Origin of the sequence: Rhizobium sp. CF142, from assembly GCF_000281145.1 — a bacterium.
Classification (GTDB): Bacteria; Pseudomonadota; Alphaproteobacteria; order Rhizobiales; family Rhizobiaceae; genus Rhizobium.
Genome location: NZ_AJWE01000110.1, coordinates 13,335 through 26,287 on the forward strand (window position 1 = coordinate 13,335; position 12,953 = coordinate 26,287).

The 12,953-nt window shown below is 60.0% G+C and carries 13 protein-coding genes and 1 pseudogene; 10 read left to right on the plus strand and 4 right to left on the minus strand.

The annotated features are described in order from the left end of the window. The first annotated feature begins 88 nt into the window (after positions 1-88). From PMI11_RS26735 to PMI11_RS26745, 3 genes are all read left to right on the plus strand, one after another. Positions 89-925, plus strand: a complete 837-nt coding sequence (locus PMI11_RS26735; protein WP_007823558.1) for an alpha/beta fold hydrolase — start codon at positions 89-91, stop codon at positions 923-925. Positions 926-1,022: 97 nt separating this feature from the next. Next, on the plus strand, positions 1,023-1,481 hold the full coding sequence (locus tag PMI11_RS26740; RefSeq protein ID WP_007823559.1) for a Rid family hydrolase: 459 nt from the start codon (positions 1,023-1,025) through the stop codon (positions 1,479-1,481). A 75-nt stretch (positions 1,482-1,556) separates the two neighbouring features. Then, positions 1,557-2,285, plus strand: coding sequence for a gamma-glutamylcyclotransferase (locus PMI11_RS26745; RefSeq protein WP_037072300.1), 729 nt, complete (start codon positions 1,557-1,559; stop codon positions 2,283-2,285). 40 nt (positions 2,286-2,325) lie between these two features. Here PMI11_RS26745 and PMI11_RS26750 read toward each other — a convergent pair whose 3' ends face one another. Continuing rightward, entirely contained in the window at positions 2,326-3,225 is a 900-nt protein-coding gene (locus PMI11_RS26750; protein ID WP_007823561.1) for a LysR family transcriptional regulator, read from the minus strand. 110 nt (positions 3,226-3,335) lie between these two features. On the opposite strand from PMI11_RS26750, the gene PMI11_RS26755 reads away from it, so the two are divergent. The 7 genes and pseudogenes from PMI11_RS26755 to PMI11_RS36815 form a co-directional block, all read left to right on the plus strand. After that, positions 3,336-4,268: a VOC family protein gene (locus tag PMI11_RS26755; protein ID WP_007823562.1), complete on the plus strand. Its 933-nt coding sequence runs from the start codon at positions 3,336-3,338 to the stop codon at positions 4,266-4,268. Positions 4,269-4,585: 317 nt separating this feature from the next. Next, complete coding sequence (locus tag PMI11_RS26760) at positions 4,586-5,275, plus strand: hydrolase (RefSeq protein ID WP_007823563.1); 690 nt, start codon at positions 4,586-4,588, stop codon at positions 5,273-5,275. Positions 5,276-5,340: 65 nt separating this feature from the next. Continuing rightward, positions 5,341-5,628 (plus strand): XapX domain-containing protein, encoded by a 288-nt coding sequence (locus PMI11_RS26765; RefSeq protein WP_007823564.1) that lies wholly within the window; start codon positions 5,341-5,343, stop codon positions 5,626-5,628. After that, positions 5,628-7,610, plus strand: coding sequence for an amidohydrolase (locus tag PMI11_RS26770; protein WP_007823565.1), 1,983 nt, complete (start codon positions 5,628-5,630; stop codon positions 7,608-7,610). Before PMI11_RS26765 ends, PMI11_RS26770 begins: the two co-directional genes overlap by 1 nt. 164 nt (positions 7,611-7,774) lie before the next feature. After that, positions 7,775-8,218, plus strand: coding sequence for a DoxX family protein (locus PMI11_RS26775; RefSeq protein ID WP_007823566.1), 444 nt, complete (start codon positions 7,775-7,777; stop codon positions 8,216-8,218). Further along, entirely contained in the window at positions 8,215-9,810 is a 1,596-nt protein-coding gene (locus PMI11_RS26780; RefSeq protein WP_007823567.1) for an MFS transporter, read from the plus strand. Before PMI11_RS26775 ends, PMI11_RS26780 begins: the two co-directional genes overlap by 4 nt. A 485-nt stretch (positions 9,811-10,295) precedes the next feature. Further along, positions 10,296-10,664 (plus strand): annotated as a pseudogene (locus PMI11_RS36815) (cupin domain-containing protein); the annotation flags it as partial. A 485-nt stretch (positions 10,665-11,149) separates the two neighbouring features. On the opposite strand, the gene PMI11_RS26790 reads toward PMI11_RS36815, so the two are convergent. The 3 genes from PMI11_RS26790 to PMI11_RS26800 all read right to left on the minus strand — a co-directional run bounded on the left by PMI11_RS26790 (position 11,150) and on the right by PMI11_RS26800 (position 12,635). Then, complete coding sequence (locus PMI11_RS26790) at positions 11,150-11,563, minus strand: hypothetical protein (protein ID WP_007823570.1); 414 nt, start codon at positions 11,561-11,563, stop codon at positions 11,150-11,152. A gap of 171 nt (positions 11,564-11,734) precedes the next feature. Further along, positions 11,735-12,133, minus strand: coding sequence for a curli-like amyloid fiber formation chaperone CsgH (gene csgH / locus PMI11_RS26795; protein WP_007823571.1), 399 nt, complete (start codon positions 12,131-12,133; stop codon positions 11,735-11,737). Between the two features lie 64 nt (positions 12,134-12,197). After that, a complete protein-coding gene (locus PMI11_RS26800) occupies positions 12,198-12,635 on the minus strand; it encodes a curlin (RefSeq protein WP_007823572.1) in 438 nt (145 codons plus the stop codon). Positions 12,636-12,953 lie beyond the last annotated feature (318 nt).

The following is a 12,953-nucleotide window of genomic DNA, read 5'->3' on the forward strand; positions in this document are numbered from 1 at the left end:
CGCCGTCGCAGCCATGGCGATTTCACCGCCTCTCAATCTAGCAGCCGAGGCTGCATCAGCATCAAGCTCAACCGAAGGAACCAAGACAATGGCATTCGTAACCACCAAGGACGGCGTCGACATCTTCTACAAGGACTGGGGTCCCAAGGACGCTCAGCCGATCGTCTTCCATCACGGCTGGCCGTTGTCCTCGGACGACTGGGACGCACAGATGCTGTTCTTCCTCTCCAAGGGCTATCGCGTCGTCGCCCATGACCGCCGTGGCCACGGCCGCTCCGCACAGATCTCGGAAGGTCACGACATGGATCACTATGCGGCGGACGCTTTCGCTGTTGTCGAAGCACTCGATCTTAAGAATGCCGTCCACATCGGTCACTCCACCGGCGGCGGTGAAGTCGCTCGCTACGTCGCCAAGCACGGCCAGCCAGCCGGCCGCGTGGCCAAGGCGGTTCTCGTTTCCGCCGTACCTCCACTGATGCTCAAGACTGAAGCGAATCCCGAAGGCCTGCCGATCGAAGTGTTCGACGGTTTCCGTTCGGCGCTTGCCGCCAATCGCGCGCAGTTCTTCCGCGACGTTCCGGCCGGCCCATTCTACGGCTTCAACCGTGATGGTGCCACGGTCCAGGAAGGCGTGATCCAGAATTGGTGGCGCCAGGGCATGATGGGCGGCGCGAAGGCCCATTACGACGGCATCAAGGCCTTCTCCGAAACCGACCAGACGGAAGACCTGAAGGCCATCACCGTGCCGACGCTGGTCCTGCACGGCGAGGACGACCAGATCGTGCCGATCGCAGCCTCCGCACTGAAGTCTTCCAAGCTCCTGAAGAATGGCATGCTCAAGACCTATCCCGGCTTCTCGCACGGCATGCTGACCGTCAACGCCGATGTCCTGAATGCCGATCTCCTGACCTTCGTGAAGGCCTGATCGGTCCGGCGGCGGGTGCGGCCTCCCACGCATCCGTCACCTCCATGAACCACGAGTGCCTACTCGGCGCGCCATCATTCAATGCAAGGAACCTATGATGACGAACAGCAACCCGTCCAAGAAAGTAGAGAACCATGGCGTCGCCTGGGAGCGCGCCTTCGGATACGTTCAGGCCGTGCAGGTTAAGGACACGATCTATGTCTCGGGCCAGTTGAGTCACGATGACAAAGGCAATCTTGTCGCTCCGGCGGAACTCGATGTGGATAAGCGGCCTGCGGACTTCTCGCAAATGGAGAGCCAGATCCGCCAAACCTACGTCAACGCAAAGACTCTGCTCGCCAGATATGGTGCGACCCTCGATGATGTCGTTGAAGAGACACTGTACGTGCTGGATGTTCCTAGCGCGTTTGCGGCCGCATCCAAGGTCCGCAAGGAAATGTACGGCACGGATGTGCCTCAGTGCGCCAGCAACCTGATTGGGGTTTCGGCGCTGGCTTTCCCCGAGCAGATCGTCGAAATCACGTTCCGAGCAATTATCAACCGACCCGCTGATTGATCGGGCGGCAGCTACTCCATGAACCGCCGGAGGCAATGGGCCTCCGGCGGCAAACTCGTTGAAACGGTTCACACGATGCCAAAGACACCGGCCGCCAGGGCGCGCGCACCTGCTACCATGGAACTTACCCCCGACCTCGTCGCCACGACCTTCAGAATTGTCGAAGACGAGGGACCGGAACCCAATTGGAATCCGATCTCGCCCGAGCAGCTCGACGACCTCGTCAGCAGGGTTGAGGAAGAGGCTGGTGACGAGGAGATATGGGTGTTCGCGTACGGATCCTTGATGTGGAACCCGGGTTTCGAGGTGGCCGCCAGCGAAGAGGCGGTCGCTTACGGCTGGCACCGTGCGTTCTCGTTGAGGATTGAGCGGCTCAGGGCCACCTCCGACGCGCCCGGTCTCATGCTCGCGCTTCGGCCAGGAGGAAGCTGTTCGGGTCTTGTCCTGAAGCTTCAGTGCACTACCAAGAGGGAGAATCTACGTACTCTTCTGGCGCGAGAGATTCGGTATGCCGAAGTGTGCGACATGGTGCGTTGGGTTGCGGTCAAGACGCCGACGGGTGTGCGGCGGTCGCTCACGTTCTGGGCGAGCGGCAGGCAATCTCCGCTCACGGAGAAGATCCCCCTCGAAGAGGCGGCAGGGTTGATCGCCCAGGCATGTGGACCTGCCGGATCTTGCGCGGAATACCTGCATCGGACGGTTTCAGATCTGGCGGATCGCAAAATCTATGATCGAAACCTGTGGCAGCTACAGCAAATAGTCGCAGCTAGGCTTCGAGCACTCCAACAGCATGATCGAATCTGAAACGGGTGTGCCAGATCATGGTGACGGGCATTTGCGTGCATCAGTCCAACATGACCATCTTTGCCGCGACCTGATCCTCGAAGAACTTGGAGAATGACGCAATCCTCGGCGGGAGGGCTTGGTAGGGCGGGTAGAACAGCGTCAGCCACAGGTCCGGCGGCGCCCATCCCTTGAAGACGTGGACAAGGCGACCGCTACTGATGTGATCGGCGATGTTGAATCCTGGAAGCAGCGCGACACCCGCGCCGTCGGCGGCCATGTCCGCCAGAACCTCTCCGCTGTTCGCGCTGAAGGCTCGACCTGCTGAAATCGTGATGCTTGACCCACCGTCCGACAGCACCCAGTTCTCACGCCGGCTTTCGCCGCTGTACGCGAGGCTGTCATCGGGCTTCAGTTCGTTCGGGTGCTGCATGTCCGCGAATCTGCTTCCGGGAGCGGCCACCAGGATGCGCGGCACCACCCGGATCTTCCTCCAGATCGTGAACTTGTCCGAAGGCTGCGACGAGATACGGATCGCCAGATCGTAGTCGTCGTCGACGATGTTCACCAATCCATCGGACAGCGAGATCTCGAAGCTCATCTTCGGATAGCGTTCCTTGAACCCAGACAGGATCGGCGGCAGCACCGTCTTGCCGAACCATGTCGGCGCACTGATACGCAGCCGACCCTCGTCCGCCTTGTGTGCGTTCATTACTTCGCGCCGCGCGTCCTCCAGAGTCTTGACCGCTGGCTGAATCTGCGCAGCAAAGATTGCTCCGTCGGTTGTCAGCGATACCTGTCTCGTCGTGCGAACGAAGAGCTGCACGCCAAGTTCCGCCTCGAGGGCGGCGATCGCCCGGGTGACGGCTGCTGGGGTCATGTCCAGTTCGCGGGCGACCTGGGCAAAGTTCCGCTTCTCAGCGGCGAGCAGAAAGGTTCGGAGAGCTTTGTAGTCGTTCATCTCATTGTTTCATAAATTGCAATTCAATCAAAAGGAATATTGCAATTCCGAGCGGCGATCAACGGGTCTATGTTCTTATCAACACCGGAACACAACCGAGAGGATTCAAGATGATCAAGGACATCAAGGGACTGCACCACGTGACTTCGATGGCATCGGACGCGCGGCAGAACAACCGCTTCTTCACCGACACGCTTGGTCTTCGTCGTGTCAAGCAGACTGTTAACTTCGACGACCCGACCGTCTATCACCTCTACTATGGTGACGAGACGGGCTCGGCCGGGACGGTGATGACCTACTTCCCGTTCCCGAACATGATGCTCGGCCGCCCCGGTGTCGGTGAAGTCGGCGAGACCCAGTTCTCCGTTCCCGAGGGATCGCTGAAGTTCTGGCAGGATCGCTTCACAACCCAAGGCGTGGACGGTCTGGAACGCGATACTGTCTTCGGCGTGGACCGACTCCGCTTCATGGGACCGGACGGCGACAGCTTTGCGCTTATCGAATCCGCTGACGACAAGCGTGCTCCATGGCTGTCAGATGGAATTCCAGATGATGCGGCCATCCGCGGTTTCGCTGGCGCACGCTTCAGCCTGCACGACACCGCTGCAACGGAGGAGCTGCTCGGCTTCATGGGCTACGAGCGCGCCGAGAAGGAGGGCAACGTTGTACGCTTCATCGTACCCAACGGCAACGGAGCGGACACGATCGATCTACTGGCATTGCCAAAGACTCCGTTCGCGCGACAGGGTGCAGGTTCGGTGCACCATATCGCATTCGCCGTCGACACCCGCGAGAAGCAGCTCGAGGTGCGCAAGGCGCTGATGGACACCGGCTACCAGGTCACCCCCGTCATCGATCGCGATTACTTCTGGGCCATCTACTTCCGCACGCCGGGCGGTATCCTCTTCGAGGTCGCCACAAACGAGCCCGGATTCAACCGCGACGAGGATACGGCCCATCTCGGGGAAGCCCTTAAGCTTCCGGTCAGATACGAGGAATACCGCGAACAGATCCAGGCTAGTCTCGTGCCGCTGGCGGCATAACCAGCAGTCACCGAAAGTTTGGAATGAACAGCGCCGTGATCCGAAAGGATCGCGGCGTTTTTCCGTTTCTAACGTGCTCTCCGATCAACGATTGTTTCAAATAACGCAATTCAATCGAAAGTCTTATTGCAATTCCTCGGATGATAACGGCGCGGTAAGTTTGTTTTCAGCAGCCAAGACGACGAGTGCAGGGGCCCGGAATGGGGCCAGCAACACTCAAAGAATTGCAGAACGAGCGCCGCTAGACGACGCCCGATCGACCGCTGCTGACCATTTTCTGGCACCGCACGCGGGCCGCAACCGTAGAGGAAAGAACCATGTCCAAGCTTGAAGTCCTGACCCCGGCGAACAGCCAGCTCATCTTCATCGACCAGCAGCCGCAGATGGCCTTTGGTGTCCAGTCGATCGACCGCCAGACGCTGAAGAACAACGTCATCGGCCTCGCCAAGGCCGCCAAGATCTTCAATATCCCAACCACGATCACCACGGTCGAGACGCAATCCTTCTCTGGCAACACCTTTCCCGAGCTGCTTGCCGTTTTCCCGGAGAACGACCTTCTCGAGCGCACCTCGATGAACTCATGGGATGATCAGAACGTCCGTGACGCTCTGGCGAAGAATGCCTCCAGCGGCCGGAAGAAGATCGTCGTCTCCGGTCTCTGGACCGAGGTCTGCAACACCACGTTTGCTCTTTCCGCTCTCCATGATGTTCCAGAATACGAGATCTACATGGTCGCCGATGCTTCCGGCGGCACTTCCGCCGACGCGCACAAGTACGCGATGGACCGCATGGTGCAGGCAGGCGTGATCCCGGTCACCTGGCAGCAAGTCCTGCTCGAGTGGCAGCGCGACTGGGCTCGCAGGGAGACCTACGATGCGGTTACCAAGCTGGTGAAGGAGCATTCCGGCGCGTACGGCATGGGCGTCGACTACGCCTACACGATGGTTCACGGCGCAGAGGAACGCGTCAAGCACGGCAAGCGCATCGGCCCGAACCCCGCAAAGTAAGGGTCCGATCAGGCCGCTCCGATAATCCCGTCGGTGCGGCTTTTTCCGCAACCGGAGAACATCCCATGAAAGTCTATCTCCTATCGCTTGGCGCAGGCCTGCTTGTCGGCATCGTCTACAGTCTGCTCAACGTCCGATCACCCGCGCCACCTGTCATTGCCTTGGTCGGCCTTCTCGGCATTCTGGTCGGCGAGCAGATCCTCCCGCTCGCAAAGTCGCTTTGGACAAAGGAGCCGGCGGCCATTTCCTGGATCCATCAGATCAAGCCGCACATGTTCGGCCACCTGCCGAAGGGCACCGATCGTATCGAGATTACCCGTCAGGCGAAGGCGAATGTCGAGGAGCGGAGCTGATGACGACGCGTCGGTCCTTTCTTGGAGGCGCATCGAGCCTGGCGTTCTCGAACCTCTTCTCCCCGGCAAAAGCCGCCAATCCCAACCCGACCGGAGTAGACACCATGCATCCCGACCTGATCCTCCACAATGGCCGCGTGACGACCCTTGACCGGACCAATCCGAAAGCGACGGCGATCGCCATCAAGGACGGGCTGTTTCTGGAAGTCGGATCCGACAGCGAGATCATGGCGCTGGCTGGTTCTGGCACTAAGATCGTCGACCTCAAGGGCAAGTGTGTTCTGCCCGGCCTGATCGACAACCATACACACGTCGTTCGCGGTGGCCTGAACTACAACATGGAGCTGCGCTGGGACGGCGTGCGCTCGCTCGCCGATGCGATGGACATGCTGAAGCGCCAGGTGGCGATTACACCCGCGCCGCAGTGGGTGCGCGTCGTCGGCGGCTTCACCGAACATCAGTTTGCGGAAAAGCGCCTCCCGACAATAGAGGAGATCAACGCTGTCGCGCCCGACACGCCCGTGTTCCTTCTGCACCTTTATGACCGTGCGCTGCTCAACGGCGCCGCTCTCCGCGCAGTCGGCTACACCCGTGACACACCGAACCCGCCCGGCGGCGAGATCACCCGGGATGCCAACGGCAACCCGACGGGCATGCTGCTGGCCAAGCCGAATGCGGGCATTCTCTACTCGACGCTGGCCAAGGGGCCAAAGCTTCCTTTGGAATACCAGGTCAACTCGACCCGCCACTTCATGCGCGAACTGAACCGCCTGGGCGTCACAGGCGTGATCGACGCAGGTGGCGGGTTCCAGAACTATCCTGATGACTACGAGGTCATACAGAAGCTGTCCGAAGAGAACCAGATGACGGTGCGGCTGGCCTATAACCTCTTCACCCAGAAGCCAAAGGAAGAGAAGCAGGACTTCCTGAACTGGACGCAGTCGGTCAAATACAAGCAGGGCAACGATTACTTCCGCCACAACGGCGCCGGCGAAATGCTTGTCTTCTCCGCAGCCGACTTTGAAGATTTCCGGCAGCCCCGTCCAGAGATGGCCCCGGAGATGGAAAGCGAGCTCGAAGAGGTCGTCCGCGTGCTCGCCGAAAACCGCTGGCCATGGCGTCTGCATGCCACTTATGACGAGACCATCTCCCGCGCCCTCGATGTGTTCGAGAAGGTCAACAGGGACATTCCGCTCGAAGGACTGAACTGGTTCTTCGACCATGCCGAAACCATCTCGGATCGCTCGATCGACCGCATCGCCGCACTCGGCGGTGGCATCGCCACTCAGCATCGCATGGCCTACCAAGGCGAATACTTCGCCGAGCGATACGGTCACGGCGTGGCCGAGGCTACGCCGCCGATCCGCCGCATGCTCGACAAGGGTGTGAATGTCTCCGCAGGCACCGATGCGACGCGCGTTGCTTCCTACAATCCGTGGGTTTCGCTGTCGTGGATGGTCACCGGCAAGACTGTCGGCGGAATGCAACTCTATCCGCGAGCCAACTGCCTCGACCGGGAGACCGCGCTGCGCATGTGGACCGAGAAGGTCACCTGGTTCTCCAACGAGGAAGGCAAGAAGGGCCGCATCGAGAAGGGTCAGTTCGCCGACCTCGTGGTGCCGGACAAGGACTTCTTCTCCTGCGCCGAGGACGAGATCTCCTTCCTCGTCTCGGAACTGACCATGGTCGGTGGCAAGATCGTCTATGGCGCAGGCGGCTTCAAGACGCTCGACGAGAACGACATCCCGCCTGCGATGCCCGACTGGTCTCCTGTCCGCAAGTTCGGCGGCTACGCGGCCTGGGGCGAACCGGAAGGCGCAGGTGCCCGCTCGCTCCGCCGAACCGCCATCTCCACATGCGGATGTGCCACCGATTGTGGCGTGCATGGCCACGACCACGCGGGAGCTTGGACCTCGAAGCTTCCGATCGCCGACCTCAAGGGTTTCTTCGGCGCCCTCGGCTGCTCCTGCTGGGCAGTCTGACCAGCCTTCAACTCGGGCGGCCACACCGCCGCCCGAGCGTAACTTCATCATTGCCAAATCTGCAATTAAATCGAAATTATTGCTGCAATTGTTGGCATGGCGGTTACCAGCCAATATCGCTCCATTAACGGCAGCCGCTCGACGGCGAACATGCAGGAGCTGAAATGACCTTCCAATCTCATATGTCCAACCCATTCCGGAGCAGTCTGGCACGCGCCGTCGGCTCTCCGGTCACCCGGGCGGTGTCACTGTTGGCTCTTTGCGCGGCCTACGTCCAAGGTCCGCTCACCAAAATCTTCGACTTCAATGGTGCCCTGGCCGAGATGGATCATTTCGGTCTCCATCCCGCCACCTTCTTCGCAGTCGCCGTAATCGTCTTCGAACTTGCCGCCTCGTCCATGGTGATCTCAGGCTTCCTGCGTTGGGCAGGTGCCCTGGCGCTAGCTGGCTTTACGCTTCTTGCAACCTTCATCGCCCTCCGCTTCTGGGAAATGGCCCCTGGCATGGACCGTATGATGGCGACCAACGCCTTCTTTGAACATCTCGGCCTTGCTGGCGCATTCGTCTTCGTCGCCGCATTCGACCTCGCGAAGGGGGCAGGCAGATGAGCGCCGCAAAAACATCGGGGGGAACCTTTGCGCCCCTTGCCCAGCCTGTCTTCGCGGTCCTCTGGATCGCCACCATCCTTGGCAATACCGGAAGCTTCATGCGCGATGTCGCAAGCTCCTGGTTGATGACGGATCTTTCGGCGTCGCCGGCCGCGGTCGCCATGGTCCAGGCGGCCGGAACTCTGCCGATTTTCCTGCTTGCCATCCCGGCAGGCGTTCTCACTGACATCCTCGATCGCCGCAAGTTCTTGATCGCCGTCCAGGTGCTCTTGGCCTCCGTCAGCATTTCGCTGATGCTTCTCTCGCAGACGGGCATGCTCTCGGTCAGCGCTCTGATCGGGTTGACGTTCCTCGGCGGGATTGGAGCCGCGCTGATGGGGCCGACCTGGCAGGCGATCGTTCCGGAATTGGTGAAGCGTGAGGACGTGAAGAGCGCGGTGGCGCTGAACTCGCTCGGCATCAACATCGCCCGCTCCATCGGGCCTGCCGCGGGCGGCCTGCTTCTGGCAGCATTCGGAGCCGGGATCACCTATGGCGCCGACGTTGCCAGCTACATCGTGGTGATCGCAGCTCTCGTCTGGTGGCCGCGGTCTAAGAATGGAAACGACACGCTCCAGGAGAACTTCTTTGGCGCGTTTCGAGCCGGACTTCGCTACACTCGCTCGAGCACGCCACTGCACGTCGTCCTCCTGCGCGCCGCGATCTTCTTCGCCTTCGCCAGCGCCGTCTGGGCTCTTCTCCCGCTCGTTGCCCGCCAACTGCTCGGTGGTGATGCCAGTTTCTACGGTATCCTGCTCGGTGCCGTCGGTGCAGGCGCGATCGGTGGAGCTCTGGTGATGCCTAAGCTGCGCCAACGCCTGAGTTCCGACGGCCTGCTTCTCGTCGCGGCGGTTATCACCGCCGCCGTCATGGGAGTCCTTGCTCTCGCTCCACCGAAGTGGGTCGCCATCATCATCCTTCTCTTCCTCGGTGGTGCATGGATCACCGCCCTGACAACGCTCAACGGCACTGCGCAGTCCGTCCTTCCCAACTGGGTGCGCGGTCGTGGTCTTGCCGTCTACCTGACCGTCTTCAACGGTGCGATGACTGCCGGAAGTCTTGGTTGGGGTGCGGTCGGCGAGGCCGTCGGCATCCGGTCCACCTTGATCATCGGGGCTATCGGACTGTTTATCGCCGGATTCATCATGCACCGCGTGAAGCTTCCGGCCGGCGATGCCGACCTGGTGCCGTCGAACCACTGGCCCGAGCCTCTTGTCGCCGAACCCGTTGCCCATGACCGTGGCCCGGTTCTGATCCTGATCGAGTACAAGACCGAGAAGCAGAACCAGAGCGCATTCCTGCATGCCCTCGACGATCTTTCCAAGGAGCGCCGCCGGGACGGTGCCTACGGATGGGGCGTCACCGAGGACTCGGCCGACCCGGAGAAGATCGTGGAGTGGTTCATGGTTGAATCCTGGGCTGAACATCTTCGCCAGCACAAGCGGGTTTCCAACGCCGACGCCGACCTGCAGGGCAAGGTGCTGGCCTACCATGTCGGTCCCGATAAGCCCGTTGTCCGTCACTTCCTGACGATCAACCGACCGCGGGCGTGACCGGTAAGTTAAGGGTGGCGGCTACGGCAGTCACCCAACCATGTGATCTTGAAAACTAGGCTGATGATCCGCATCTGAGTGTCACCACCCAAATTGACGATGCATGCAGCGACGATGATCGTCGCGCGTTCACTGTCGTGGGTGAACGAGGGCGTGCCCCATGATGGGTTGAGCGCCCTCGGCATGTCAGGAGGAGTCCCGCTCCTCAAGAAGGTGCAGGGCGGTGACGAGTACGAAGTAGCTTTGCAATGAGGTTTCGGCGCAGGCGGAAACAGCGTTGCTTTCGCTTTTGAAGTAACTCCGCGGAGGCCATGCGTAAAACAGTGCGATTGGCCTGGGCGAGTACCTGTGGCTTCGGGTCTCGCTTGGGGTTAAATTTGCGGCGACGTTTCAGTGGTGCTATCGCGTGAGATGATTTGTTTCCCGCTGCCATGGCTGTTTCGCTCGACGTGGCGGAGTTCTGCAAGGCTAATTTAGCATGAAAGCTATGGCGCGATGGTGTTTTCGATTATCAGCACTATCACGCGGGCGCTCACGAAATGCTTGGTGTGGGAAAAGGAACGGCGAAGCTGCTGATCGGCGGCCGCGCCGGTAAAGTGTTCGAGCTGCACCCGGGAGATTGTCTCGTCCTTCCAGCGGGGACGGGACATCAAAACCTGGGCGCGAGCAGCGACTTTCGGGTGGTCGGTACCTACCCGCCAGGCCAATACGCTGATGTTCAGACAAGCGCTGCGACCGCGGAATTGCTCAAAACGATCGCCGAGGTCGCATTGCCCGAAACCGATCCGGTACAAGGCGCCTCTGGCCCGTTGTTCGAGGCTTGGCATCTCGGCGATAGGCTCCGGCTATCGTGAAGCATGGCGCCGCAAATCCGCTGTCGTGCTCACTGATCATCAGGTTGCGTCCTTGCCTGCCTCTGCCAATAACCATGTGCTGAAGGCATTGATCTTGCGGAATCGATGGCTACGCTCTGGATAAGCAAGCCAGTATCCCCAAGCGGCTTTTCCGAAGGCTAAAGCGCTCTTTTTGTGCCACGTTGAATACGCGGATGCGCGAAGGATTACGCGCACTCGTCGCGGCGCGCCGTCGCAGGCTTCTGGCGTTCGCCGTGCTGGATCAGAAAGGCAGAATAAGGCATAGGATTGTAATCTTCCCGCGATAGTCCAGCCGCCTGACGGCGCGATGGCATCCGTGTGGGGTTGGGGGTCGCCAGGCAGGACTTGGCTCGGGCGGCGGCTGAGATATTCCGATTCGAACAGGAGGATGCCCAGGTCCTCCTCAAGCGCCTTGATACGTGCTGACGCTCGATTGGGATATCGCCTTCGGGACTGTTGTGACCTTACCATCCATAGCTGAAGGTTGCACCACTGCCGTTATCTCCATCCTGCACCACGTCGGTTTCAGTATTTCGCCCATACTGGAAAATGCCATAAGCATTGTTGTTGCCGTTCTGCCGCAAGGTCGCGGAATGACCATTGCCCCGTTGCTGGATGAAGCCGAGGTTGGCACGGCCGGCCTGGGCGATGCCAGCCGCGTTACCCCGGCCCAGCTGCCGGATGTCGGCGTCTTTCAGACCGCGGTAAAGCGAATAGACGCGCAGTCCGGTTGAGAAAAGACCCGCATCCTCGGCGTTGTCCGGCGCGAGGTTGAATGAGATTCGGCCGCCGGCATAGGCTGGCACAGACAAGGTTACTTGCCCCAGGCTCCCGGCAAGAAGAGTGACGGTGAGGATCTTAAACACGTTGCGGGTCATCCTGATCTCCATTTGCCGGCTGCCTTGGCCGATGATCAACTTTCGCATATTGCGGCTGAACCTAGTCGGAATTGCTCGTTCAGTTGTCGTTCAGTCGTTTCGGCCTGATCGAAAGCAAGAGGGCGCCGGAAGCCGGCGCCCTCTTGCGGATTTTCAGGGTGTGGAGGCCGATTAGTTGCCGCCGATCTGTTTCGCGCAGCTGAAACTCTTGTCCCCGATCACAACATCCAGTGTGGCTTTGTATTCGGTTCCTTTGGAGTCGAGCGAGATGGAGCTGAGGATTGCCACATGTCCCGCTATGGCATCAAAATCGCCACTCTGGTTGATCGTGGAGCTTCCACCGGCTCCTGATCTTTCGACATGGAAGGTGTAGGTCCCGCCGACATGCTTGTCGGCGAGGACGAGCGCATCCAGTCTCACCATACCTGCTCCAGGCGTTGCTTTGATTTCGCAAAGCTGTGCCTTGTCAGATTGGTTGGCAGTCGTCATGGCCGCAACGGCGCCGACAGGAAGCAGGACCAGCGCAAGAATTGCCATCAGGCGGCGTTGATGTTTGATGCTATTCGGCATGGGTCGTCTCCCCTAGTGGTCTGTTGTTGCGATTCTGACCTCTTTCACGTCATCCCGCAGCTACTTACGGACAAGCCTGGACGAAGGCCGCGACATTGCCGTTGCCGCCCTGGCTGACATTGGCGTTGCAGCCATGGCCGACCTGGACGCCTGCCGCGATGTTGCCATTGCCGTCCTGGGTAAGGATTGTCGTGTGGTTGGAGCCAAACTGGCCGATGCCGGCTACGTTGCGGTCGCCGTTCTGATAGGTGGCGCCATAATTGTCATTGCCTTCCTGACCGACAGCCGAAAGGTTATGACGACCATATTGACGGCTGACAATCCGGTTGTAGCCACCGTTCTGGTAAGTTCTGATGCGGTTCCCGTACCCTTCCTGCGCACCACCGGCAGAGTTCAACCAGCCATATTGTTCAATACGCACGTCGTTGGCCATGGCTGGGCCTGCGGCGGTGAGGCCAACGAGAGCGATGAATGCGGTTGCAATGAAAGAGGTGCGGATCATGTGTGTCTCCTCAGGCGGATAAGACCGCGGTTGAACGTCTTTCTTTTAGACGCGCCCTTCGGAACGGAAGCTGAAGGCACCATTCAGTCCGGGTTCATTCGCACAGATCGGCGCCGTCGGCTTCGTGCCCGAGTGGACGCAGGATCTGCCGAACCGCGGCTTCGAGCTGAGGAAATTCTGCTGACGCTTCCTGCACCTGTGCCGACCTGGTTGTAGCCACGACCCCGATGCCACCATGCGAAAGCATAAGGTCACTGCCACGATCCGAAATGGTACAATGCGAATAGGCTTCCATTCGCATGGAGATGGCATGCCGGA